This window comes from Pseudomonas sp. NFX183 (assembly GCF_047943075.1).
Taxonomy (GTDB): domain Bacteria; phylum Pseudomonadota; class Gammaproteobacteria; order Pseudomonadales; family Pseudomonadaceae; genus Aquipseudomonas.
The window spans coordinates 1393193-1417236 of record NZ_CP181333.1; the positions used below are offsets into that span (position 1 = coordinate 1393193).

Sequence of the window (24044 nt, forward strand, 5' to 3'; positions counted from 1 at the left end):
CAAGGATGCTGTGCATGAGCCGACGTTTCGCACCGGTGTTCACGCTGAAAATTGCCTGTGCCCTGCTGCTGTCGAACCTGTCGGTGGGCGGGGCCGTGGCCGCCACCGGCAACTGCAGTAGCTTGGGCCAATTACCCGCAGCCCTTTCGGTGGGCGAAGGACTGCAACAGGAGCTGCAATCACCGGTGGCGATCACGCGCCTGGCCATCGGCGACCCGAAAATCGCCGACGTGCACCTCAACGGCGATCGCGGCTTCCTGCTGACCGGCATCGCCTCCGGCACCACCAGCCTGATGGTTTGGACCGCCTGCTCCAACACGCCGCGCCAGAGCATGGTGTTTGTCAAAGGCAAAGCCACAGCGGCGCTGACCAGCCTGTCACTGGCGCCAGCGGACGACCCCTCGCTGCCCAGCCAAGTGCAGACCGACATCCGCTTTGTCGAGGTCAGCCGCACCAAACTCAAGGAAGCCAGCACCAAGATCCTGGGCATGGGCAAAAACTTCTTCCTCGGCAGCCCCAACCTGTTATTTCCCACGTCCAGCACCTTCAAGCTGCCGGTGAGCGCTGACCAGTTCAACATCGGCTTTGGCGGCGGGCGTGTCTCGGCGATGATCAACGCCCTGGAAAGCAGCGGCTTTGCCTACACCCTGGCACGCCCAAGCCTGGTGGCCATGAGCGGGCAAAGCGCGACCTTCCTCGCCGGTGGCGAGATCCCGATCCCGGTGCCCAGCAGCGGCAGTGACACCATCTCCATCGAGTACAAAGAGTTCGGCATTCGCCTGACCCTGACCCCCACCGTCATCGACCGCAACCGGATTTCCCTCAAGGTGGCACCGGAAGTCAGCGAGCTGGACTACACCAACGCCGTGGTCATTCAAAACATCCAGGTACCGGCGCTGACCATCCGCCGCACCGACACCAGCGTGTCCCTGGCCGATGGCGAGAGTTTCGTGATCAGCGGCCTGATCAGCAGCAACAACACCACCAACATCAGCAAGTTTCCGGGCCTGGGTGACATCCCGATCCTGGGCGCGTTCTTTCGCGATTCCTCGGTCAACCGCCAGGACAAAGAGCTGTTGATGATCGTCACGCCGCACCTGGTTCAGCCGCTGGCCGCCAACGCCCAACTGCCGTCGTTGCCTGGCGAGAACCTGCGCAACTACGACCCGAACTGGTACCGCCTGTACTTCCTGGAAAACGGCAATTTCGACCGCAACAATGGGTTATCACAATGAGCGATAGCCTGAGCCAGACCTTCCTGGCAATCACCCGCAACACCACTGACCTTGAGTGGCTGCAGGGCGCGCTGGCACCGCTTGGCCAAGTGGTCAGTGCCGGCAGCGGCACACTGGACGAGTTACTGGCGCTGGTCGATGTGACCTTCGCCAACCTGGTGTTTATCGGCCTCGACCGCGAGCATGTGGTGGCCCAGAGCGCGCTGATCGAAGGCGCGCTGGAAGCCAAACCGATGCTGGCCATCGTCGCCCTCGGTGACGGCATGGACAACCAGTTGGTGCTCAATGCGATGCGCGCCGGGGCGCGGGATTTTGTCGCCTATGGTTCACGCTCAAGCGAAGTGGCCGGGCTGGTGCGCCGCCTGAGTAAACGCCTGCCGCCCGTGACCACCAACACCCAACTGGGCGGCCTCACGGTGCTGTACGGCACTCAAAGCAATGCCGACGGCGCCTTGCTCGCAGGTCACTTGGCGCTGGTTGTACAAAAGAGCGGCCAGCAAACCCTGCTGCTGGACCTGGGCCTGCCACGCGGTGACAGCCTGGCGCTGCTGGGGCTGGAAAGCTCGTTCAATTTTGGCGATGCCCTGCGCCACCTGCGGCGGCTGGACGCGACCTTGATCAACAGCGCCTTCACCTCTGCCGAGGACGGCCTGCGCATCCTCGCCTACGCCCCCAACGATGAGCCGCTGGAGCAGACCAGCGCCGCCGAGCTGTACATGCTGCTCAGCGCCCTGCGCCAGCACTTCCAGCACATCGTGGTCAACCTTGCCGGCCAGCAGGACAGCGAAGCGCTGCGCACCTTTGTCAGCCACTGCGACAAGCTGTTGTGGTGCACCGATCAAAGCGTGCTCGACTGCCGTCGCAACCTCGCGATACTCAACCAGTGGCGCGAAAAAGGCATGAAACTGGAGCACGCCAAGCTGCTGGTCGATCGCTACATCAAAAGCTGCGCCCCCGATTCCGAGGCGCTGGAAAAGAGCTTTGGGCTGGAGGTAATTGCCGTGTTGCCACTGAGCCCGGAGGTACGCCTGAATGCGAAAAACCAAGGGCAAACCTTGTTCGCCCTGGCCCCGCGAGAACCGCTGACCCTTGGCCTGAAAACCCTGGGCGAACGCCTGGCAAAACGCTCGGAAGGCATGAAAAAACCTTCTCACAACTGGCTTGACCGCCTGCTGGGCACCGGCAAATGAACGGCGAAAAACTCTTCGGCGCCCCCGCTCGCGGCATCGGTGGCAACACCGACCACGATGGGCTCAAGCTGGTGCTGCATCGGTACATCATCGATGCCATCGAAGAGTCGGGCAAGAATCTGCTGGAAGGCTCACGCCCGCTGCTGGCGCAATTTGTCATCGACAAGGTGGCCGAATACATCAACCGCATGCACCTGGCGATCTCGCGCTATGAAATGGAGCGCCTGGCCGAAGAAATCGTCGATGAACTGACCGGTTTCGGCCCACTGGAAGTGCTGCTGCGCGACCCGTCGGTGACGGAAATCCTGGTCAACGGCCCGCACCGAGTGTTTATCGAGCGGGACGGTGTGCTGCATCAAAGTGACCTGCGCTTTATCGACGCGCACCACGTGGAGCGCGTTATGCAGCGCATCCTCGCGCCTCTGGGTCGGCGTCTGGACGAGTCGTCGCCCATGGTGGATGCGCGCCTGCCCGATGGCAGCCGGGTCAATGCGATCATCCCGCCGATTGCCCTGGACGGGCCGTGTCTGTCGATTCGAAAGTTTCGCAAGGACATGCTCAAGAGCAGCGATTTGGTGGCCATGCAGACCATCGACCAGAACATCTTCGACTTCTTCCAGGAGGCGGTGGGCAAGCGCTGCAACATCCTGATCAGCGGCGGCACCGGCACCGGTAAAACCACGCTGCTGAATATTCTCAGCCAGCTGATCAACCCGCATGAGCGGCTCGTCACCATCGAAGACGTGGCCGAACTGCAACTGGGTCACCCTCACGTCGTGCGCCTGGAAACCCGCCCGCCGAACGCCGAGGGCCATGGTGAGGTGAAAGCCAGCGACCTGATCCGCAACGCCCTGCGGATGCGCCCCGACCGCATCATTCTGGGTGAGATTCGCGGCGTGGAAGTGCTAGATGTACTGACCGCCATGAACACCGGCCACGACGGTTCCATGAGTACCGTGCACGCCAACAACGCGGCCGATGCCTTGCTGCGCCTGGAAACCCTGGTGGGCTTGACCGGCCGTGTGGTGGCGGAGAAAACCCTGCGACAAATGATCTGTGCGGCGCTGGATGTGGTGATTCAACTGACCCGCCTGCCGGACGGCCGTCGTTGCGTCAGCGAAGTGGTCGAGGTGGTCGGCATCCGTGAAGACGTGTACGTGACCAACACCCTGTTCCGCCATGACCGGCGCACCGGCTTCGGCTTTCTGCGCGAGGCGGTCAACCCGGCCGGTGAAAAGCTGCGCCGCGAACCGTTACTGCCTTGAAGGGGACGCAAGCATGACCGGGGCCATCCTGTTGCTCATCTGCCTGATTCTGATCGGCCTGTCGATTCGCTCCTTCCAGATCGGTTTGCGCCGCGCCCAGACCGAACGCGTGCTCGGCCGCCTTGCCGAAGGCCAGCCGCAGCTCGTTGAAGAGAACGGCCAGTGGAGCGGCGTGGAGCGCATGTTCCTGCGCGCAGGCCTGGGCAAACCCAGTGACAACCTCGGCGTGTGGCTGGCGATCTGGGCGCTGGGCGCAGTCCTGGGCCTGCTGGTTGCCGGCTGGATCGGTCTGTTGGTGATGGTGGTGTTGCCGCTGCTGGTACTGCGCCTGTACATCGCCTGGCGCTATCAACGGCGGATCAAGCGCATGATCGAACAACTGCCGCAATTGCTCGACCACACCGTGCGCAGCCTCAAGGCCGGGCGTACCCTGGCCGACGCGGTGCTGGGCGGCATCGAGATTACCGAAGACCCGCTGCAACACGCCATGGGCCGTATCCGGCGCAACGTGCAGCTGGGCGTGAGCCTGCCGGAGTCGGCCCACGACTTTGCCGAATTTTACGAGCGCGATGAGTTTCGCCTGTTCGCGCTGGGTTTGAAGGTCAACCACCGCTATGGCGGCAACGCCAGCGAGCTGTTGGAAAACCTGATCAAGATGATCCGCGAACGTGAGCAAGCCGCCCGCCAGCTGCGCGCCTTGACCGGCGAAACGCGCGTCACGGCCTATGTGCTCACCGCCCTGCCGATCTCGATGATCGGCTACTTCCTGGCGGTGAACCCCGCGTACCTGATGACCATGTGGAACGACGGCACCGGGCGCATTCTGTTGTTCGTGGCGCTGGTGATGCAGTTGTTGGGCTGCTTCACCTTGTGGCGCATGTTGCGGAGCGTATGAGATGGCGATTGCACTGCTGATCAGCGCTGTACTGTTTATCGCCGCCCTCGGGTTAGTGCTGGCCAACCTGATAAAACACCGGCGCGGCCAGCGCCTGGTTGCCCAACGGTTGCAGGGCCAGATGGCGCGCGAACACAGGTTCGGCACGCTGATGCGCCAGCTGGGCAGCAGCCCGCTCGCGCAACGCTCGGTGAGCCTGGACAACGAAACCCAGATCCTGCTCAACCGTGTCGGTTGGCGCAAAGCCAACCAGCGCTCGATGTTCGCCGCCTTCCAGGTCGGTACGCCGTTGCTGCTGTTGATCATGACCCTGGTGGTTCAGCAAGTGATGTACCCCGCGACCGGCTCGCCGTGGCTGGCGCCGTTGCTGGCCCTGGGCATCGGTTATCTGTTGCCCAAGCGCATTCTGGCCTGGGCCGCCAAGGCGCGCCAGCAGCGCATCTCCCGCGAGGTATCGACCTTCATTCCGCTGCTGCGCATCCTGTTCGAATCCGGCATGGCGGTTGAGCAAGCGCTGCGTGTGCTGAGCATTGAAGCGCAACGCTTGTTGCCGGCGCTGACCCATGAGTTGCGTTTGATCCTGACACGGGTCGACTCGGGCCTTGAGCTGAGCGAGGAGCTGGGCAAGACCGCGCGGCTGCTGGCCGTGGATGAATTCACCGACACCTGCACCATCCTCCAGCAGCTGGTTCAGCAAGGCGGCGGCGCGATGAAATCGCTGCTGTCGCTCAAGCAATTGCTCGACGACCGACGCCTCACGCGGATCCAGGAATTCGTCTCGAAGATGTCGGCAAAAATGTCCGTGGTGATGATGGTGTTTTTGTTTCCCGCCTTGCTGATCGTGCTCGGGGGACCCGCCTTTATCGGCATCACCCGGGCCTTGAGTAACTTATGAGGAGCGCCCGATGAAAGCCTTGATAGCCGGTTTGAGCCTGTTGCTGCTAAGTGGCTGCGCCACCAATGGCCAAACCCCGTGGGGCGCGTTTACCGGCACCGGCAGTTGCCCCAAGCCCAGTTCCGATCAGGAGCTGTCGCTGAACCTGGCCGATGAAATGGCCGGCGACGGCAAGCTGCACGCCAGCCTCGCCAACCTGCAAGGCTTGCCGGCCAATCTGCCCCAGGTGCGCCTGCGCCAGGCCAAGGCCTATCGCCTGCTCGGGCGCAGCGAAGCCGAGCCGTTGTACCGCAGCCTGATCGGCACCTGCATGGCCGCCGAAGGCGAACACGGCCTGGGGCAGGTCGCCTCGGCCAAGGGTGATAACGGGCAAGCGATGGCCCACTTGCAACGCGCCGCTCGACTGGCGCCCACCGACGAGAAAATCCGCAACGACCTGGGCGTGGTGTACCTCAACCAACTGCGCCTGGAAGACGCGCGCTTTGAATTCATGACCGCCATGGAACTCAAGCAGAGCGACCCGCTGGCGGCGGTCAACCTGGTGACGCTGTTGATTTATCAGGACAACTGGAAGCAGGCCGCGCAACTGGTCAGCCAGATGGGCCTGAGCCCCGAGCAAGTCACTGAAGCCCAGGCCCGCGCCGAGAAACTCAAAGGCTCAAGCACACCCGTCGCCAAAGCCAAGGATCAAGTCGCCGCTGTCAGTGATGCCGCAAGCACCCCGAGGAATTGATGATGAAAACACCTTATCTCGCCAGCCTGGCCATGCTCGTGTTGCCCTTCAGCGCCATGGCCATCGAGCCCGGCCCGTCGTCGCCCCAGCAGGCCCTGACCGAGCAATGGCTGACGCTGCAGGTCACGGGCAGCGCCGCGTCGCAAACACCTCAGAAGGCGTCCGCGGCCGAACGTGACAAGGCGCACCAGCGCTTGCTGGACAGCTACAAGTATCCGATTCCGGAGTATTTCGAGCAGAAGGTGGGGGGGAAAACCGGAGGCAGCAATTGATCTATCACTGACACACAGCAGTTCTAATGTGGGAGCGGGCTTGCTCGCGAATGCGGTGTATCAGCCAACCTATGGGTGACTGGCACACTGCATTCGCGAGCAAGCCCGCTCCCACATTTTTGACTGCATCCAACCAGGCCGATCAGTGCGCCGTCACTCGCTGGCGCAGCGATGAATTATTTGGCGATAACGCCAATGCCAATTGCGTGCGGTTGTGCATGTGCGTCAGGCGCAGCACTTGGGACACGTACAGCTTCACCGTGTTTTCAGTGATGCCCAACTCACAGGCGATCTGATAGTTGGTCTGCCCCTTGCCCACCAGCCGTGCGACATCCAATTGGCGTGGCGACAACTGGTTGAAGATCGCCGGGATTTCCACCGGCCCGGCATCCTCGGCCGAAGCCTCGTCGCTTTCCCGTCCAGGCCCACTGCTGCGCACTTTATCGAGGTCCTGATACAGGTCGTTGATGGACTCGGAAAGAAACTGCAGTTTCTGATTCAAGTTACCCAGTTGCAGGTCCTTTTTGCGCTCTTGCAGCGCGGCGTCCTGGCGCTGCAAGCCTTCGAGCAACTCGTGCAGGTTGATGGGCTTCTGGTAGTAGTCCGCGATGCCGGCACGCAGGGCCTTGATCACGTCCTGCTTGTCGGCGCGACCGGTCAACATAATGGCTTCGAACGCGCGCTGCTTACCGGCGATTTTTTGCAGGGCCTGCACCAACTCGATCCCATCCATTTCCGGCATATGCAGGTCGCACAGCACCAGGCCGATCTCGGCATCTTCGCTGAAACGCTTCACGGCCTGTTGGCTGGATTCACAGGGGACGCAGCGGTAACCGCTGCTTTCAAGAAATTCACAGAGTTCTTCCACGATCAGCGGCTGATCGTCGACAACGAGCACTTTTACCGCAGAGGTAAGCTTGTTCACGCGCTACTCCATGCATTTCAAGCCAAAAGATTGACCATCCCTTTACGACACATATCCGGTACATCTCCTCATTAAACGTAGACGCACTTTCTGACTATGTACATAGCGTTAATACCCGCTGACGACTAATGGATCCAAAACCACGCAACGGCAAAACCCACCAGTAAAAACGGGGCGAATGGCTGCTTTTTTGACGCACCGGGCGCGAGATAACCCATATGCTTTTTAAGATATTGATTCATATGCGGCCAAAGCGCTGGCGCAATGATCAGCCAGAGCAAATTGGCGACTGCCGCCCCTACAAACGACCACAGCAAGTACTCCGCATCCGACACCAGCGCCAACGCTGCGAGCAGCTTCACGTCGCCCGCTCCCAGACGACCGATGGCGTAGCCAGGCAAGGTCAGCAGCAGCGCCAGAAAAAACGCCAACAGCCCCTGCCCGGTCGACGCCCCCAGCCAGGTGGTGCCCGTCCAGAGCAGGTAGACCAACGCCAACAAGGCAACGCCCAGCGTCAGACGATTGGCGAGCAACCGCTGCCGAGCATCCTGCACTGCACACAGCACCAACCACACCATCACCACTGCGCCATGGATCACGTAAAAAACATCCCTTTTTGCCGATTGATTCTATGCTGATATCAAGTAGTAGCCGTCAGGGTAGACGCGGTGATGAAAACAAGCCTCCCGGATAAGCAAAAAGGCGCGGCAGCAATCGAATTCATTGCTGTGTTCGTGATTTTTTTCGCCGTGTTCTACGGCATGGTCAGCTATAGCCTGCCGCTGCTGCTGTTGCAGTCGTTCAACCAGGCAACGGCAGAAGCTGTGCGTCTGAGCGTGGCGCTGGACCCCAACATGCAGGGCTACGCCGCCGCCGTGCAAAGCACCGCCAAAACCGCAGTCGCCAACCGTTTGCTGTGGATCCCGCCCGCCTACAAATTCGACGCTGCGACGCAAGTCACCACCACCTTCAACAGCGGCTTGTTGTTAGTGAAGATCAACTACCCCACGGCCAATCTGCAGGCGGTAATGCCCTTTATTGTCCTGCCCGGCATCGGCACCGTACCGCAGCTGCCGACGACGCTGCAGGCAACCTCGAGCCTGCAGTTTTGACCTCGGGGGAAAAACTCTTCGGGCGCCTGCTCGGCCGAAGCAGCGCGCTGGCCCTGGACACGCCTGCGTCGCCTGTCGCCGGGCTGCACCTGTGGTTGGACGCGCACGGCCGCGTGCTCGAAATCAGCGGTGCACTGCGCTCACACCTGGCGCAATACACTGACTCACCGCCCCTCCAGGACCTGCTGTGTGCCCACAGCGCGATGGCGGTTGAAGGCGTTCCTGCCGATTGGCAGCGCCATAACCTCGACCTGGATTTCCGTGGCGCCGCCGGGCTTGTGCTGCACACGCGAGGCACGATTGAAGCCCAGGATAACGGCTGGCTGCTGCATGCCGTGGACATCGGCGATTTGCTCAACGGCCGGCACCTGGCCGAGCAGCGCGAACAGGATCAGCAATTGGCCAGCCTTGTGAGTGAACACCTGCGTGTGTGCAGCCTCAGCCGGCTGCCCGACGTGTTCAACGAACAGTTGGCCAGCGTCGCGCAGCGCTGGCGCATCCCGTGTGTGGCCCTCGCGCTGCTCGATCAAGAGGACCAGGACTGGGTGATCTACAGCCAGTACGCCAACCATGATGCGCCGCTGTTCTGGCACAACGGGCAGCGCCTCGGCACCTGCCTGGACAGCCTCAACGGCACTGCCCCACTGAGTTTGCAGGCGCCTTATGGACGCGGAGAACACCCGCGTTTGCACAGCGTATTCGGCAATGCCGACGGGTTTCTGGTGCCGTATCGCGATGGCCAGGGCGTGGCCGCGTGGTTGCTGTGCGGGGCCTACAACGGCCAGCCGCACATGCGCGACCGCGACTGGCTGAACCTCGCCGCCGCCATCGCCGCGCCGCTGCTCAGCCGCCTGCGCGAGCAACGCCACCACCAACAATTGGAGCGCCTCGAAGCCCTGCAAGGCCTGTTGGGCACCGGGTGGTTCGAGTTGCTGCCCGCCAGCGCCGAGATCCAACTTGCGCCGCAATTGATGCGCAACATCGACTCAGAGCAAGCCGCGACCCGGCAAGCCCTCGACACCTGGCTGGCGCTCATCCACCCCGCCGACCGAGAGGAACTGCACAGCCGCCTGCGCGACCTGCAAGCCCTGGGCAAGCCTTTGCTCGCCAGCGTACGCCTCAACCGTGGCGACAGCGCCCAACCGCCGACCTGGTATCGGGTGCAGGGCCAAGTGCTGGGCGTGGGTGAGCAACGCCGCTGGGTCGGGTTCATGCTCGACATCAGCGACATCAAGAACCAGCAGGTGCACGCCGACGCCGCCCATGCTCGCCTGGATAACCTGATTGCCAGCTCACCGGCGGTGATCTACGTGCAACGCTACGTGAACGGCGCGCTGCTGCCGGTGTTTTTCAGTGACAGCCTGCTGCCGTTGCTGGGCCGCACCCTCGCCGAGTGCAGCCACGACAGCCTGGTGCAGTGGGTGCATCCCGACGACCGCGACCTGTACTTCCAGCGCACGCGCCAACTGCTGCGCGAAGGCAGCGTGCGCAGTCGTTACCGTGTGCAGGACAAACAGGGCAATTACCACTGGCTGCTTGATGAAGCCAAATTGCTGCGCGACGACCTGGGCCTGCCGGTGGAAGCGATTGGCCTGTGGCTGGACGTCACCGACGCGACCGTGGCTGCGCAACAGGTCAAAGCCAGCGAGGAGCGTTACCGAATTCTGGTGGAAGACTCCCCGGCGATGATCTGCCGCTACCGCCCGGACCTGACCCTGACCTTCGGCAACACGCCATTGGCCAACTACCTCGAATGCCGTCCCGCACAGTTGCGCGGGCTGAACCTGGGCGACTGGCTCTCAGCCGAACAGCGCGAGGCGTTTGTGCAGCGCATCCGGCAGTTGACTCCGGAGTTCCCGGTCAGCACCGCCGAAATCAGCCTGCAACTGCCTGGGCGCGAACACGCCTGGTGGGTCTGGTCGGACCGCGGCGTGTTCGATGAGCACGGCGCCCTGGTCGAGGTGCAGGCCGTGGGCCGCGACAACACCGAAGTGCGTCGCTCGCAGCAGCAACTGACGCAAAGCGCAAAAATGGCCACCCTCGGCGAAATGGCCACGGGCCTTGCCCATGAGATCAACCAGCCGCTGAACGTGATGCGCATGGCCGTCGTCAATGTGCTCAAGCGCCTGGGCAGTGGCAACGTGCAGGTCGACTACCTCACCGAAAAACTCCAGCGCATCGACGCCCAGGTTCAACGCGCAGCCCGGGTGGTGGACCATATGCGCGTGTTCGGCCGCCGCTCGGAAGTCGAGCAACAACCATTCGACCCGGCGCAGGCAGTTGAGGGCACGCTCTCGCTGCTCAGCGAAGGCCTGCGCGGCAAAGGCGTGGAAGTCCGCCTGACCCAGGCGGACGTTCCCGTGCAGGTCAAAGGTTACGTCGACCAGCTTGAACAGGTGCTGATCAACCTGATGGTCAACGCCCGCGATGCCCTGCTGGGCCAGCGCGAAAAAAACCCTGAGTTGCGCCCGTGGATCGCCGTGCACACCGAACACGATAGCCGTCACGTGCGCATCTGGGTCGAGGACAATGGCGGGGGCATTGACCCACGCTTGCTGGAGCGGATCTTCGAACCGTTCTTCACCACCAAGCCCATTGGCGTGGGCACCGGGCTGGGCCTGTCGGTGAGCTACGGCATCGTCGAGAACATGGGCGGACGCCTCAGCGTCAGCAATGGAGAACAGGGCGCACGGTTTTGTGTGGAACTGCCCAGGGCCACCGACGCTTAGATCACCAGGTAGGCCTCACCAGTCTGGCCGCAGGTGAGGTTGGCGCCCACGTTCACATTCGTCAGGCTGATGCCCAACATGTTCAACAGGTTGTTGAGGATCGGGTTGAGCAGCGGGCCCAGCAGGCTATCCACCACCGGGGTGACGATGGCGCTGACGCCACCGAGCAGCGACACGACGCTTGCCGCCAGTGCGCCCAGCGGGTTACTGCCAACCGGCTGGTACGCCGTAATGCCTACGCCATTAAGCGTGGTCGACAGGCTGCTGACCACATTGGTCGCCGGCGCGGCCGCCTGATAGGTCGGGGTGAGGCCCACGTTAGGCGGCGTGGCGAATGGCGCAGTACTGGAGAACACCAGGGTTTGATTGCTCGCCGCAATCGGGCTTAGCACCTTGATCGCAACGCCACCGGCGGCGAACGGTACACGCGTACCGCAGGTGCCGACTCCGAGGATTTCATGGCAGGTCTTGGTGCCGATGTCGATCAGCGCCAAAGGCGCCACGGTCATCGGTAACGTGCTGGAAAACGCATTGGTGATAGCGCCCACATTCAGCGACGCCAGCGAGGTGGTGGTGTAGGCCGTCAGGCTCTTGGTGCCAGCGCTGCCCGTCGGGCAACTGTAGGCGGTGACATAGCTGCTGGCGCCGCCGGCATCCAGCACGATATTGAGCGGCAGGTTACCCGGCAACGCCAGCAGATCCAGTTGTTGGCAGCCGGCCCCCAGCAAACACAGCGCCGAGTTGATCGTGCTCACCAGGTTCAGGCTCAACAGGCTGTTGACCACCGGCGTCAGCGGCCCCACCAGGTTATTCACGGCCGTGGTGAGCCCCGACAAACTGCTCAGCACCGGCAGGCTGACCGTCACCTCGGTGCGCACCTGGGCGGTACGCACATAAATCGCATTCGGCCCCAGGGGGTTGGCCGCGGCCAGCGCCGGGTCACCCATCGCCGAGAGTTGCGGCGGCTCGATCACTTTGACCTGGGTGGTGATGTTGGCCAGCCCCAGCAGGCTGACGGGCAAGATCGCGGCAGCCGCACTCTGGCTGTTGGACAACTGCACCACGCCCTGAATCAGCTGGAACACCTGCAGGTTGGCATTCAGCGCGGCGGCGGTGATGCCCGTCTGCAACTGCAGGATCTGCCCGAGGGTCAGCGGGGCCTGGTTGATGGCGGCGATTTTCAAGCTGCCCAGGGCCGTCAATACATCCGCCGTCGCGCCGTTGGCGGTGAGCACCGTGATCGCGGCCTGGATCAATTGCGAGGCGGTGACATTGGTGTTGAGCAGTTGGGTGTAGTTACCTGCGGTCACGCCCAGGTTGATCGCCAGTTGGTCGAGGTAACTGAGCAGGCTGATATTGGTGTTGAGCAAGCCATTCCAGCCGGCGAGCGTCAGGTTGAGGTTGCCGCCGAGCAAGCCGCTGAACAAGGGGTTCAACAGGCTTGCGCTGGCGCTGTTGACGCTGGCCAACGTGCTGTTGATGGTCAGTTGGGCCAAGGATGGCGTGGGCTTGGCCGCCACCGCCGTGGCTGACAAGACCGTGTTGAGGCTGACCGGGTTGCCGGAAAACAGTGCCCACACCCCGCCGGCCACGCTGGTCGTGACGGTTTTGCTGGCCACTACCTGGATCGCTGACGACAACGCGGGGTTTGCGCTGAACGTGCGCTGGCCCGAGGCGCCAGTGGTGACGGAGCCACAGCTGGTCACCAGGGTGTTGCCGTTGCCCACCACGAAATAATTGCGCGCCACGCTTTGCCCGGCGTAGGCCGCCGCACTCAACCCCGCCAGGCAGGTGCCGTTGCGGCTGACGGCTTCCAGCGCTGCGGTGTCCGCCACGCCTTGCAACTTGCGCTTTTCCAGGTACAAACGGCCGCTGTCTATCACCAGCAGGGTAAACGCCAACACCACCGCCAATACGCCGGCGGCCATCAAGCCAATGGCGCCGCGCTGCTTGCCATGAAATCGGGGAGACATCGAGCACTCCTGTGCCGGCGAGTCGCCGAGCGCTTACTCTCCTGGGGTGTCTTTGAGTGTAGACAAGGGCTGAGGGGTGCGCTGACTCAAGGCTGCAGGAGATCCAATGTGGGAGCGGGCTTGCCCGAGTTAGTGGTGGGTCAGTCACAGCTTTATTGGCTGACACTCCGCTATCGGGGGCAAGCCCCCTCCCACAGGGAAATGGGGAAAGGTTTAGTGGGGTGGGTAGTTGGAGAGGATTTTGCTGACGGTGGTGCGGATGGCGTTGTTGCGATCCTGTGGATTTGGACTGCTGGCCATCATCTGCTCGTCACTGCCGCGCCACACCAGCTTGCCGTCCTTGCCGTCCAGCAAGTCGATCTGGATGGTCGCGACTTTGTAGGTGATGCTGCGCGTTTCGTTGTACATCGGCGCGCCCCAATAGCCATTCCATGGGCCACCCCAGGCGCCGCCGTAGTTGGTGGTGACTTGCTGCTGGCGGTCTTCGACGATCAGGTAAGCCTGCACGTTCAGATCGGCCTTGGTGCCGGCTGCGGCGGGACGCAGGCCGCGTTGGTCAAGTTGTTCGCCGACGGCCTGGCGGATGCGCTGCTCGGTGAGGTCGCTCTTGATCCGCGGATCATCCGGGCGATATTGCAGCGCCGGGTCTTTCCAGGCCCAGTTGCGGTAGGCGCCGAAGTCGCGGCTGGCGTCAAAGTCGTGGTTGACCTGGTTGGACTGGCAACCGCCCAGCAACACGACAACAGCAAGTGCAGCAATGCGACGAAACATGGTTTATCTCCAAAAGACGCTTCAGCCTGAAATGAGAATAGCTGCTAACTGGGTGGATAGGCGCTCATTGCCTTCTGCATCGCTTCACGCAAGGCATCGGCCCGTTGGCTCAGGCTGCCCTGGCTGGCGGTTTCGGCGCTGGTGCTCCACACCGGCTGGCGAGTGCGGGCATCGAACAGGCTGATGCGCGCCACGGCGACCGTCACTTCATAAGTGCGCACCACCGGTACGGTGTTGTACATGCCGTAGCCATTGCCATAGCGGTTATAGCCGCCGTAACCGTAGCCATAGTCGTCCTGGACCTGGCGCAGGCGTTTTTCCAGACGCACATCGGCGCTCACCAGCAGGTCGGGCGCACGGTTGTCATGCAAGGGGCGCAGGCCACGCTGGTCGAGGGCGCCGCTGACCGCCTCGGCAATCTGCGCCGAGTCGGCCCAGGCCGTGCCCGCCGGCAGTTGGCCGTTGAGCCAGCCCCAGCTGCGGTAGGCGCCATAGTCGCGCACCGGGGCCGGGTAGGCGCTGGCATCAAAGGTGTTGGCCGCCTGGGCCGGTGCCGGCGGCATCGGCGCCGAAGCGGCCACGTAGGGATTAGGGCTGGAGCAGGCGCTCAAGCCCACCGACAACAGGATCAAACACAGACGACGCATTTCGACCTCCGCAGACTGGGCCGCTTAAACCGGACGGCACATCCAGTGCAAATAACGCCCAAGTCCGGCAAAGCTTGGGTGACGACGGTGAGCGAGTTCCATCTCCAACAAATCCTGTAAATCGGCGCGGGCCTGGAATTCCACCGGCATATAGTCGTGGAACACCCGCACGCCACTTTGGCTTTCGACCTGCCAGAGCCCCTCGAGTTGCGCCGCCAACTCACGTGGGTCGAGCGGCTGTTGCGGGGTGAGGCTCTGTTTCTCGCCGGCCATGTCGTTCTTGCGCATTTTGCGAAAGTGACCTTTGAGCAGGTTGCGGTAAATCAGCGCATCGCGGTTATAGAACGCCAGCGACAGCCAGCCGCCCGGCACGGTGAGCTGGTGCAGCACCGGCAGGATCGCATGGGGTTCGGCCAGCCATTCCAGCACGGCGTGGCACAGCACCAGGTCGTAAGGTTGGGTGAGTTGGCCGAGCAGTTCCTGCCAGGGCGCGTGGATAAAGGTTGCGCTCTGGCCGGCGTCGGCAAAGCGTTGGCGTGCGCCTTCGAGCATCGGCTCGGCGGGCTCGGCCAAGGTCACTTGGTGGCCGCGCTCGGCCAGCCACAGCGACATGTGCCCCAGGCCCGCGCCGATATCCAGCACACGCAATGGACGGTCCGGCAGGGCTTCGATCAGGTCGGCCTGGAGCACCGCCAGGCGAATCGCGCCTTTGGCGCCGCCGTAGATTTTCTCGGCAAAGCGCGTGGCCAGTTGGTCGAAATGACGATCACTCATGGGCAAACCGCCGTTCGCTGTCGGCCAGTTTGGCGCGCACCACCTCGTTCATGTCCAGGCCCAACTCGCTGCACAGCAACAGCAGGTACAGCACGATATCGCCGACTTCCTGCCCGGCGTGGGCGAGTGTGTCGGCGGGTAGCTGGCGCGATTGGTCTTCGCTCAGCCATTGGAAGATTTCCACCAGCTCGGCCATTTCCACACTGGCGGCCATGGCCAGGTTTTTCGGGCTGTGGAACTGCTTCCAGTCGTTGTTATCGCGGATGCGGTGCAGGCGTTCGGTGAGGTGTTCGAGGTTCATGCGGGGGCTCCTGAAGGTGTATAGCTTCGGGGGGATCAGGGATGAAGGCAAGTGAATCCCGGTGGTGTGCTTGAGGGCGGCATCGCAGGCAAGCCAGCGCCTGCATTTGATAGGTGTTCGCGGGCATGTTGTGGCGAGCGGCTTGTGGTGGCGAGCGGGCTTGTTGTGGTGAGCGGGCTTGCCCCGCGTTGGGGCGCGAAGCGGCCCTGAAATCTGACAACGCGATACATTTCTGGGGCTGCTGCGCAGCCCAACGCGGGGCAAGCCCGCTCGCCACAATGGGTTGGGTTGGGGTGGGGGGGTTGGGCGGGGATGGCTAATCGACGACGCTGAATTCGAGGCGGGCGGTTTGGCCGGCTTCGTCGAGGACGCTGAGCTGGTAGCGGCCCAGTTGTTCGAAGCTGGCGTTGATGCTGTCCTGGTTGGCGCTATCGCCCAGTGGCGCGCCGTTGAGGAACCACCAGCGCCGGCCACTGCCGCCCAGGGCAGAGATTTTCAAGTGCAGGGCCTGCTGGCTGGCGGCGGGCAGGCGCAGTTGGTCGCCTTCGCGTACGCCGACGATGGACAGCGGCGACGAGGCGGCCAGCGCTGGCGGTGGGCAGTCGGGGTCGGTGGCCGGGATGCGCGCCTCGCGGCGCTCCACCCTAGGCAGCCAGGGCTCCAGCGGTGCAGGCCACAAGGCGATATTTTTTGACACTGCCCCAGGGCAATGCGCGTCCACCCGCAAGCCTTTGGCATTGACCCACACGCTTTCCATCAATCCCATGCTCAACGGCTGGTCCAACGCCTGCAAGGTCGGCGGCGTGGTGTTGTCCAGCGTCCAGGCAAAGCGCTGGCGGCGGCAATTGGGGTCGCTGCGGCTCATGGGCTGGCCCAGCGGCCAACAGATCGCGGCCACGCCAACATTGGCAGGCACCGGCTTGGCGGGCGCGCTGATCCCGCGCTGGCTGTCGCGGTTGGTCAGCACGTCATGTACCTGCAACATCAACGGCGCCGCCGAGGCCAGCCCGAACTGCCCCGGCACGGGCGTGCCGTCAGGTCGGCCGATCCACACGCCGATCAAGTAGCGCGGCCCCACCCCCATCGCCCAGGCATCGCGAAAGCCATAGCTGGTGCCGGTTTTCCAGGCCAGCACCGGGCGCTGCACCAGCTCGGCACGCGGGTCTCGGTCGGGCCGCGCCTGGCCGCTGAGGATGCGCCGCACAATCCAGGCGGCCCCTGGCGACAATAAAGGCCGTTCTTTAAGCGTATCGTCCGGCTGTAATCGGATAGCAGCACTCCTGCCGTCGCGGGCAAAGGCGCTGTAACCGCTGACCAAGTCTTCCAGACGGCTGCCCGCCCCGCCCAGAATCAGCGCCAGGTTCGGTTCGGCCAACGCCGGCAATGCCAGCGGCACGCCGCCGATGCGCATCTGCGCAGCAAACCGTTTCGGCCCATAGGCCTCCAGCAGCTGCACCGCCGGCAAATTCAATGAACTGGACAGCGCCGTACTCGCCGGCACTGCGCCGCTGAAACCCATGGAGAAGTTGCCTGGCCGGTAATCGCCATAGCGCCGGGGCACGTCCTGCAGCAGCGATTCGGAGTGGATCAACCCCTCGTCCAGTGCCATGCCATACAGAAAGGGTTTCAAGGTGGAGCCGGGCGAGCGCAGCGCGCTGATCATGTCCACATGGCCAAAGCGCTTGGCGTCATTGATATCCACCGAACCGAGGTAAGCGCGCACGGCCATGGTTTCTTCTTCCACCACCAGAATGGCGGCGGAGGTGTGTTCCGGCAGCCGCGCGCGCCAACCCAGCAGCAGGTCTTCGAGGCGGCGTTGCAGCGTAGCGTCCAGGGTGGTGCGGATCAGCGGCGGGCTGTCCGGACGGTTGAGACGGCGGGCCAGCAACGGCGCGAGGCTGGGTTCGAGCCGAGGGGCGAGCAACAGCGGCTCTTCCAGGGCTTCATCAACGGCCGATTGCGGCCATACCTGGAATTCGGCAAGGCGGCGCAGCACTTTGTCGCGGGCCTGCTGGGCGCGTTGCGGGTGGCGATCCGGGCGCAGACGGCTCGGCGCCTGAGGCAATACGGCGAGCAACGCGGCTTCAGCATGGGTCAGCTGCGCCGGGGACTTGCCCAAATACGCCCAACTGGCCGCCGCCACGCCCTGCAACGTACCGCCGAAGGGCGCGCGGTTCAGGTACAGATTGAGGATCTCGTCCTTGGACAAATGCCATTCCAACTGCGCAGTGCGCCACAGCTGACGCAGCTTGCCGTGCAAAGTGCGCGAGTGCGGGTCGAGCAGCCTCGCCACCTGCATCGACAAGGTGCTGCCGCCCGACACCACCCGCGCGCCGGTCAGGTTCTGCCACGTAGCCCGCACCAGCGCCAGCGGGTTCACGCCGGGGTGCTCGTAAAACCAGCGATCTTCGTAGGTGAGCAGCGCGTCCAGGTAATATGGCGACACCTCACGGGTCTGCACCGGATACCGCCACACGCCATTGGCATCGGCAAAGCGCCACAACGGCGTGCCATCCTCGGCCAGCACCACCCGGGCCAAATCATCCTTGGGCAGCGGCAACGGCCAAATACGATCCGCCAGCCACAAGAGGGCAATGACTGCCAACACACATCCAAATGCCCAGCCCAGTAAATGTGGGAGCGGGCTTGCTCGCGAAAGCGATTTGTCAGTCAGCTCACTCACAACCGCCCCACCCCACCCACAACAAATCGCAAATTCAACCGCGCAAACCTCTATGCTTCACGGAACTAGCCGCGACCCTTCGCGACCAAAGGCCCAGTGCTGGCAATTTCGTCCACTTATTCATCGAGACACACCTATGCAAGCAGACTTTTTCGGATGGTTGGGTAACACGATTGGCCTGATCATCCACTACATCGTCGAATTCTTCAGTGGGCTGTTCAATATGCTCACCCATGCCGGTGGCGACTTCGTCAATGGCATGTCCCGCGCACTGGGCATGGACACCTCGATCATCAGCATCATCACCCTGATCATCGGCCTGCTCTTCCTGTATTCGGCCGTTCGCGCCTTCATGCGCGCCTCGATCATCCTGGGCGTCATCTGGCTAATGCTCGGCCTCTGGCTACTCAGCTGGGTTGTGCACTAAACCCCAAGCCCCCCCAATCCCCTGTGGGAGCTGGCTTGCCTGCGATAGCGATCTATCAGCCACCAAACGTGCCGGCTGACCCACCGCCATCGCAGGCAAGCCAGCCCCCACATTTGAACCCCATTCCTACCGCCAGGTATCAGCGCCCCTTGATCACCAAATCCGCCGGCGTCTCCCCCACCGCCTGCCAGTTCGGCCGATACATCGACTCCACCTGCGGCGGCGGCACGCGATAAGTCCCCGGCGTCACCGCCCGCGCCAGGTACAACAAGTGCGTGGTGGCGCCATAACCCTCAAGGTTCATCGCCGCCACATAGCGGTCATCGCGGAACTCCTGGTGCTTGAGCGACGCGTTCTGCATCGACTCGCGCCACTCCTTCACCTGGCTGCTGGCGTTTTCCAGGCTGGCTGCACTTTGTGCCAGGTTCTGGTTTTCCAGCTCCAGCCCAGCCGGCAACAGGTCAACCACCAACGCGTCCGGCACCCGCTGCTTGGCGCTGACCGCCACATGCACCAGCACCAGGTCGCCACTGTTGACGTTATGCAGGTTCAACGGCTGGCCATTCATGCCCAGGTATTCGCGGCGGATACTCAGGTTGTCGCCGCCCGGTGCCGGTGGCACTTGGGGGTAACCCGAGATCGTCAGTTGCTGGTAAACCGGCGCCTCGCCCTGATTGCTCAGGGTCAGGTCGCTGGACAGCTGCTTGCCATCCAGCGCCAGCGTCGATTGTTGGTTGTTCAACGTTTGCACACCGCCACTGCCGGTCAGCGACACCTGCCAGTTCGACTCCGGCTGTGAGAACCCGAGGCGCCCGGCCAGGAACAGTGCATTACGTTCCTGGGTCGAGAGATAAGGGCTGGCGGCCAACTGGTCCGAGAGCGTAAACAAACGCTCCTCGCGTTTGCCCTTGGCCAAGTCGTTTTCTTCAAGCAAAGCCAGGATCATCGCCTGGTCACGCAGCGGGCTGCCGTAGTCGGCCAGCCACTCGTTGGCATTGCGTTGCGCCGCCAGGCCGGCAAGCAAGGCTTGATCGGCACGTGGCTGGTCGCCCATTTTTTGCAAGGCAATGGACAACTGCACCAACGGCAACCCCGAGCGCGCCTCGCTGCGGCGCTCGAAGATACTGCGCAACGCGCCCAACGGCGCTTGCTGACTGCGCGCCAGCACCATGCCGGCGTAGGCCTGCACGGCAAAGCGGGTGTGGTCGGCGTTGTCGCTGTAATCCACTTCGATCAGGTTGCGTTCCTGCACATAACGCAGCAGGCGCTCGCTGGCTTTCTTCAGCGCTTCAGGCGGCACGGCAAAGCCCTGGTCGCGGGCGCGCAGCAGGAAGTCGGTGACGTAAGCAGTCAGCCAATATTCCTCTTCGCCGTCGGCGCCCCACAAACCAAAGCTGCCGTTGTAGCGCTGCATGCCCAGCAGGCGCTCGATGCCGAGCTCGATCTTGCGTTTGCGTTCGCTGTCCGACTCGCCCTTGATGCCCAGGCGCTTGAGCAGGGCAGCGTCGGCATACAGCGACGGATACAGGCCGCTGGCCGTCTGCTCCAGGCAGCCATAGGGGTACGCCTTGAGCGCACTGATCTGCGCGCCGAGGTTCAGCGGCGGCCGGCTCGACAGGCTCAGCAGCGCTTCGCGCCCCGAGGTATCGAACTGATCCAGACTGCCGACCGGCAAGCTCCACGGCTGATCCTTGAGCACCGCGCGGTAATGCTTGAGCAGCGCCGGGTAGGCCGGGCGCACACCCAGGGTCCACTCGCGGCTGAACGGCGGCAGGTTTTCCCCCGGCAGGTCCAGGCCATTTACCGTGACCTTGACTTTGCCCTGCCCTAACCCGCCCCAGGCTTTGACCGGGATGCGCAAGGTGGTGCGCTGGCCTTGCTTGAGTTCAACAGACTGCGCGCCGCTGTTGACCAACTCCAGCTGGCCTTCGGTGCTCAATTGCACATCGAGTTTCTGCGCGTTGCCCGACAGGTTGGACAGGTCCAGCGCTAACGTGGTCTGGTCACCACCGGCGAGAAAGCGCGGCGCCGACAGCTCGGCAATCAGCGGCGCGGCAATCACCGTCTTGCCTTCGGCCATGCCATACCGATCATCGCTCCAGGCTTGCGCCATCAGGCGCAATTCGCCATTGAAGTCGGGGATATTGACGCTGACTTCGCCCTCGCCCTGTTCATTCAAAGTCACGGGCGCGCTCTGCAACGCCACAATGGTCACGCTGGTGTCCGGGCGTTTGCCGCCCTTGGCCAGCGCCGCATCACCACCGAACGCCAGGCTGGCCAAACGCCCCTGGCCGGCCTCGATCAACTGGCCGTAGATGTCGAACTGGTCCACGCCATAGGCCTTGCGACCAAACAGGCTGGAGTACGGGTCCGGCGTCGGGTATTCGGTGATATTGAGGATGCCCACGTCCACGGCCGCCAGCAGCACATGCACCTGTTTGGGCACGCTGCCGTCGGCGTTCTTGGCGGCGATCTTCACCGTCAGCGGTTGTTTGGGGCGCATTTTTTCCGGCGCGGTAAGGGTCAGGCCGAGTTTGCGCTGGGTGCGATCCAATGGCAGGTGCAGCAAACCCACGGCTCGTTTAGGCGTGATATTGGCTTTGCGCTCACCCGGACGAATCACCAGCGCGCTGACGTACAGGTCATGGCGCGACCATTTCGGGTCAAGCTTCACGGCGAAGCTTTTGCCTTCGGCCGGCACATCGATTTCCTGCCACCACAGCGGCCCTTCACTGGATTCCACCAGCAGGTAGCCTTTACCGGCCGCCGGTGGCGTAACGGTGACATTGGCGGTATCGCCATCGCCATACGCCGGTTTATCCAGCGCCAATTTGACTTGGTCCGGGCGCACGGCGCCGCCTTCGGTGTTGTCCTGGGCCTGGTAGCCGGCCCAAAACCGCAGGCTGCTGACCAGCCCGGTTTGCGGGTCTTCGACCTCGACACGGTACGGGCCCCACTCGACCTGGAAGCTGACCTTGGCGGTGTCGCCCGCCTTGATGTTCAGGGTCTGTTCGTCGAGGTTGAGGAATTTCTCGTTGAAGTGGTAACTCCAGCCGTCGCTCTCCGAGTAGTTCCAGTAGTAGTCGCGGCGCTCACGCACCAGGCGCACCTTGAGGTTTTGCGCGGCGAGTTTCTGCCCGTCCTGGTTGGCCAGCAGCACTTCGAATTCTGCTGGGCCATCGCCGTTGGTTTCCTTGCCGTCGAACAAGCCACGCAGCCCCGGCAGTTGCTCGGCCGGCCAGATCGGCTGCACCAGACGCCGAGTGATCGGGCGCCCACCTGACTCTTGAAGGCTGGCCTGCACGATTAATTGCAGGGGTGATTTGGCCTCGGCCCATTTGCTTTCCAGCGTCAGGTCTTCCTGACCCTTGGCGTCGAGCACGCTTTCGTCCAGCTCGAAATCCTGACTCAGTTCTTCTTCGGTGACCGAGCCGAACTGGTAGCCCGGCAGCGATTTGACCGCCTCGCGCAACGGGCGCACATACACTTGCCCGCTGACGCGGTTGCCCGATGCCGGTGCGCCGTAGAGGTAGCGACCATTGACGTGAATCACCGGGTTATCCGCCGGGCTCAAGGCTGTGTCACTGCCCTTGAGTTCCAGCGCCAGGCGCTCGGGCAAGAAGTCCTCGACGAGAAACTCATACAGCTGCGGCTTGCCGTCGCCGAGGTCGAACACCAGTTGCCAGCGCCCGGTCGGCGCTTCACCGGCCAATTGCAGCTGGTACTGATAGAGGCCCGACGCATCGGCATCCCACACGAACTTGCGGCTGACCTGCTCATCCGGCCGGCGCACCTCCACGCTCACCGGTTGCGGCTTGACGGCATTGCCATCCTTGTCGCGCAACAAGGCGTTGAGCAGCACGGTTTCACCGGGGCGATACAGGTCACGTGGGCCGAACACAAAAAACTGCAGCGGGTGCGCCGGCTGGCCGCCGATATCGAACTCGGCCAGGTCCAGCGCGGCGCTGTCCAGGCGCAGCAGGCTGGTTTGTTCGCCAAGCTTGGCCAGCAACACCTGGGCTTTTTTCGGCAACGGCAACTCGGCATGGCCACCCTTTTCGGTCTTGCCCTGGCCCAGCACGCGGCCTTCGGCATCCAGCACTTCGAGGTCCACGCCCTCCAGCGCCTTGCCGCCTTCGAGCGCTTGGGTAAACACATCCAGGCGATTGGCATAGCGGTGCACCGACAGGCCGATATCACTCAACGTGAACAGCGTGGCCGGTTGCGAATAGTTGTAGGTGCCCGAGGCGCGCATCACCGCCAGGTACACGCCCGGCTGTTGCAACTGCTTGAGGCCGGCGATCGGCAGCAACAGGGTTTCGCGCGTATTGCGCGCCGGGTTCAGGTCGAAGCGGCCGCCGTAGACCAGGTCGGCCATCGGTAGCAGTTCGCGGGACTCGTAACTTTGCAGGCTGGTATTGCGCCCCCACTGCGCCAGGAACGACGGCAGGGATTCGGGTTTGATGCGGAAGAATTCGACGTCGATCTTGTCGACATTCAGCGCTATCACCGGCAGGCCTTCAGCCAGACGGGTCGGCAGCAAGGTGCCGCGGCTGGCGAAGCCGACCGTGGCTTGCAGGTCACGGGTTTCCAGGCGTGCGCTGTACTCGGCAGCGAGCTTGTTGTCGTTGACCGCCTTCACGCCAGCGTCAACCGTCAGCACCAGTTTGCGCTGCGGCTCCAAGTGACGCAGGCGCAACTCCATCAGGTTATCGGACAGCTCCCAGGCGCCATCGACCTTGCCGGACTTGCTGTCCACCAAGTGGACTTTGTCGGCGAATTTCTGCTCGGGGTCCAACGGGATGGAAAAGCTCACCGACAGCGTGCTGGCCCCGTCCAACTGGACTTCGGACACATCCACCACGCTCAACTCACGGCCGGCATAACGCTGTTTCAGCGCTGCCACATCCACCGCCGCTTTCGCCGGTTTGGGTGCAACCGTCGCCGCCGCAGGAGAGGCCGGGGCAGCCGGTTTATCGGAGGAATCGCAGGCGCTCAGCAGGGCCAGCGCGCAGGCCAGGAACAGTCCTTTGTTAAGCATGGGGCACTCGTCGTGAGAGGGGTCCGAGGGGTGAACTATATATCAGCCTGCGAGGGGCCGATGAGGTGCTGGTCACATTGACCGACGGAGGGTGCTTTGGTTCTTGATCCTCGCTTATCCCAGCCAAATCCCACAGCTCCCACATTGGTTCTATGGTGCGGCTGGGGGCCAGTTAC

The 24044-nt window shown here is 63.0% G+C and carries 19 protein-coding genes; 10 read left to right on the top strand and 9 right to left on the bottom strand.

Annotation, left to right across the window (positions count from 1 at the left end; genetic code table 11):
- Positions 1–14: 14 nt before the first annotated feature.
- From ACM530_RS06665 to ACM530_RS06695, 7 genes are read left to right on the top strand one after another with little or no spacing between them, the layout of a single operon-like run.
- Positions 15–1235 (top strand): type II and III secretion system protein family protein, encoded by a 1221-nt coding sequence (locus ACM530_RS06665; RefSeq protein WP_416364471.1) that lies wholly within the window; start codon positions 15–17, stop codon positions 1233–1235.
- Positions 1232–2425: an AAA family ATPase gene (locus tag ACM530_RS06670; protein WP_416364472.1), complete on the top strand. Its 1194-nt coding sequence runs from the start codon at positions 1232–1234 to the stop codon at positions 2423–2425. The genes ACM530_RS06665 and ACM530_RS06670 overlap by 4 nt, the downstream gene beginning before the upstream one ends.
- The gene (locus ACM530_RS06675; RefSeq protein ID WP_145160341.1) at positions 2422–3690 is read left to right on the top strand and encodes a CpaF family protein; all 1269 of its coding nucleotides are present in this window, start codon (positions 2422–2424) and stop codon (positions 3688–3690) included. The genes ACM530_RS06670 and ACM530_RS06675 overlap by 4 nt, the downstream gene beginning before the upstream one ends.
- A 13-nt stretch (positions 3691–3703) precedes the next feature.
- Entirely contained in the window at positions 3704–4585 is an 882-nt protein-coding gene (locus ACM530_RS06680; RefSeq protein WP_416364473.1) for a type II secretion system F family protein, read from the top strand.
- 1 nt (position 4586) lies between these two features.
- Positions 4587–5480 (top strand): type II secretion system F family protein, encoded by an 894-nt coding sequence (locus ACM530_RS06685; RefSeq protein ID WP_416364474.1) that lies wholly within the window; start codon positions 4587–4589, stop codon positions 5478–5480.
- Positions 5481–5490: 10 nt separating this feature from the next.
- Positions 5491–6213, top strand: a complete 723-nt coding sequence (locus ACM530_RS06690) for a tetratricopeptide repeat protein (protein WP_369301510.1) — start codon at positions 5491–5493, stop codon at positions 6211–6213.
- A 2-nt stretch (positions 6214–6215) separates the two neighbouring features.
- Positions 6216–6485 carry a DUF3613 domain-containing protein gene (locus ACM530_RS06695; RefSeq protein ID WP_242199090.1) on the top strand — a complete coding sequence of 90 codons (270 nt, stop codon included), beginning with the start codon at positions 6216–6218 and terminating at the stop codon, positions 6483–6485.
- A 142-nt stretch (positions 6486–6627) separates the two neighbouring features.
- On the opposite strand, the gene ACM530_RS06700 is transcribed toward ACM530_RS06695, so the two are convergent.
- Together ACM530_RS06700 and ACM530_RS06705 are read right to left on the bottom strand one after the other, a co-directional pair.
- Positions 6628–7410: a response regulator transcription factor gene (locus tag ACM530_RS06700; protein WP_242199087.1), complete on the bottom strand. Its 783-nt coding sequence runs from the start codon at positions 7408–7410 to the stop codon at positions 6628–6630.
- A gap of 125 nt (positions 7411–7535) precedes the next feature.
- Positions 7536–8009: a prepilin peptidase gene (locus ACM530_RS06705; protein WP_416364475.1), complete on the bottom strand. Its 474-nt coding sequence runs from the start codon at positions 8007–8009 to the stop codon at positions 7536–7538.
- Positions 8010–8081: 72 nt separating this feature from the next.
- Here ACM530_RS06705 and ACM530_RS06710 point away from each other — a divergent pair, with 72 nt between their 5' ends.
- Positions 8082–8522: a TadE/TadG family type IV pilus assembly protein gene (locus ACM530_RS06710; protein ID WP_145160327.1), complete on the top strand. Its 441-nt coding sequence runs from the start codon at positions 8082–8084 to the stop codon at positions 8520–8522.
- Complete coding sequence (locus ACM530_RS06715) at positions 8519–11251, top strand: ATP-binding protein (protein ID WP_416364476.1); 2733 nt, start codon at positions 8519–8521, stop codon at positions 11249–11251. Before ACM530_RS06710 ends, ACM530_RS06715 begins: the two co-directional genes overlap by 4 nt.
- Here the strand turns inward: ACM530_RS06715 and ACM530_RS06720 are convergent.
- The 6 genes from ACM530_RS06720 to pbpC all read right to left on the bottom strand — a co-directional run bounded on the left by ACM530_RS06720 (position 11248) and on the right by pbpC (position 18346).
- Positions 11248–13224, bottom strand: a complete 1977-nt coding sequence (locus ACM530_RS06720; protein WP_416364477.1) for a pilus assembly protein TadG-related protein — start codon at positions 13222–13224, stop codon at positions 11248–11250. The genes ACM530_RS06715 and ACM530_RS06720 overlap by 4 nt on opposite strands.
- A gap of 213 nt (positions 13225–13437) precedes the next feature.
- Complete coding sequence (locus ACM530_RS06725; protein ID WP_145160321.1) at positions 13438–13995, bottom strand: DUF4136 domain-containing protein; 558 nt, start codon at positions 13993–13995, stop codon at positions 13438–13440.
- 44 nt (positions 13996–14039) lie between these two features.
- Positions 14040–14642, bottom strand: coding sequence for a DUF4136 domain-containing protein (locus tag ACM530_RS06730; RefSeq protein WP_106577710.1), 603 nt, complete (start codon positions 14640–14642; stop codon positions 14040–14042).
- 24 nt (positions 14643–14666) lie between these two features.
- Entirely contained in the window at positions 14667–15416 is a 750-nt protein-coding gene (locus ACM530_RS06735; RefSeq protein WP_145160319.1) for a methyltransferase, read from the bottom strand.
- Positions 15409–15717, bottom strand: a complete 309-nt coding sequence (locus ACM530_RS06740) for a MazG-like family protein (RefSeq protein WP_119737788.1) — start codon at positions 15715–15717, stop codon at positions 15409–15411. Before ACM530_RS06740 ends, ACM530_RS06735 begins: the two co-directional genes overlap by 8 nt.
- Positions 15718–16033: 316 nt before the next feature.
- Positions 16034–18346, bottom strand: coding sequence for a peptidoglycan glycosyltransferase PbpC (gene pbpC / locus ACM530_RS06745; RefSeq protein WP_416365081.1), 2313 nt, complete (start codon positions 18344–18346; stop codon positions 16034–16036).
- 190 nt (positions 18347–18536) lie between these two features.
- On the opposite strand from pbpC, the gene ACM530_RS06750 reads away from it, so the two are divergent.
- Complete coding sequence (locus tag ACM530_RS06750; RefSeq protein ID WP_145160315.1) at positions 18537–18827, top strand: hypothetical protein; 291 nt, start codon at positions 18537–18539, stop codon at positions 18825–18827.
- A 139-nt stretch (positions 18828–18966) separates the two neighbouring features.
- Here the strand turns inward: ACM530_RS06750 and ACM530_RS06755 are convergent, their stop codons facing one another.
- Complete coding sequence (locus ACM530_RS06755; RefSeq protein WP_416364478.1) at positions 18967–23868, bottom strand: alpha-2-macroglobulin family protein; 4902 nt, start codon at positions 23866–23868, stop codon at positions 18967–18969.
- Positions 23869–24044 lie beyond the last annotated feature (176 nt).

Excerpts from the sequence above, each read along its gene's own strand:
- ACM530_RS06755 (WP_416364478.1), bottom strand. The coding sequence starts at position 23,868 with ATGCTTAACAAAGGACTGTTCCTGGCCTGCGCGCTGGCCCTGCTGAGC.
- ACM530_RS06665 (WP_416364471.1), top strand. The coding sequence starts at position 15 with ATGAGCCGACGTTTCGCACCGGTGTTCACGCTGAAAATTGCCTGTGCC.
- ACM530_RS06685 (WP_416364474.1), top strand. The coding sequence starts at position 4,587 with ATGGCGATTGCACTGCTGATCAGCGCTGTACTGTTTATCGCCGCCCTC.
- ACM530_RS06730 (WP_106577710.1), bottom strand. The coding sequence starts at position 14,642 with ATGCGTCGTCTGTGTTTGATCCTGTTGTCGGTGGGCTTGAGCGCCTGC.
- ACM530_RS06720 (WP_416364477.1), bottom strand. The coding sequence starts at position 13,224 with ATGTCTCCCCGATTTCATGGCAAGCAGCGCGGCGCCATTGGCTTGATG.
- ACM530_RS06680 (WP_416364473.1), top strand. The coding sequence starts at position 3,704 with ATGACCGGGGCCATCCTGTTGCTCATCTGCCTGATTCTGATCGGCCTG.
- ACM530_RS06675 (WP_145160341.1), top strand. The coding sequence starts at position 2,422 with ATGAACGGCGAAAAACTCTTCGGCGCCCCCGCTCGCGGCATCGGTGGC.
- ACM530_RS06690 (WP_369301510.1), top strand. The coding sequence starts at position 5,491 with ATGAAAGCCTTGATAGCCGGTTTGAGCCTGTTGCTGCTAAGTGGCTGC.
- ACM530_RS06735 (WP_145160319.1), bottom strand. The coding sequence starts at position 15,416 with ATGAGTGATCGTCATTTCGACCAACTGGCCACGCGCTTTGCCGAGAAA.
- ACM530_RS06740 (WP_119737788.1), bottom strand. The coding sequence starts at position 15,717 with ATGAACCTCGAACACCTCACCGAACGCCTGCACCGCATCCGCGATAAC.
- ACM530_RS06710 (WP_145160327.1), top strand. The coding sequence starts at position 8,082 with ATGAAAACAAGCCTCCCGGATAAGCAAAAAGGCGCGGCAGCAATCGAA.
- ACM530_RS06750 (WP_145160315.1), top strand. The coding sequence starts at position 18,537 with ATGCAAGCAGACTTTTTCGGATGGTTGGGTAACACGATTGGCCTGATC.
- ACM530_RS06725 (WP_145160321.1), bottom strand. The coding sequence starts at position 13,995 with ATGTTTCGTCGCATTGCTGCACTTGCTGTTGTCGTGTTGCTGGGCGGT.
- ACM530_RS06670 (WP_416364472.1), top strand. The coding sequence starts at position 1,232 with ATGAGCGATAGCCTGAGCCAGACCTTCCTGGCAATCACCCGCAACACC.
- ACM530_RS06695 (WP_242199090.1), top strand. The coding sequence starts at position 6,216 with ATGAAAACACCTTATCTCGCCAGCCTGGCCATGCTCGTGTTGCCCTTC.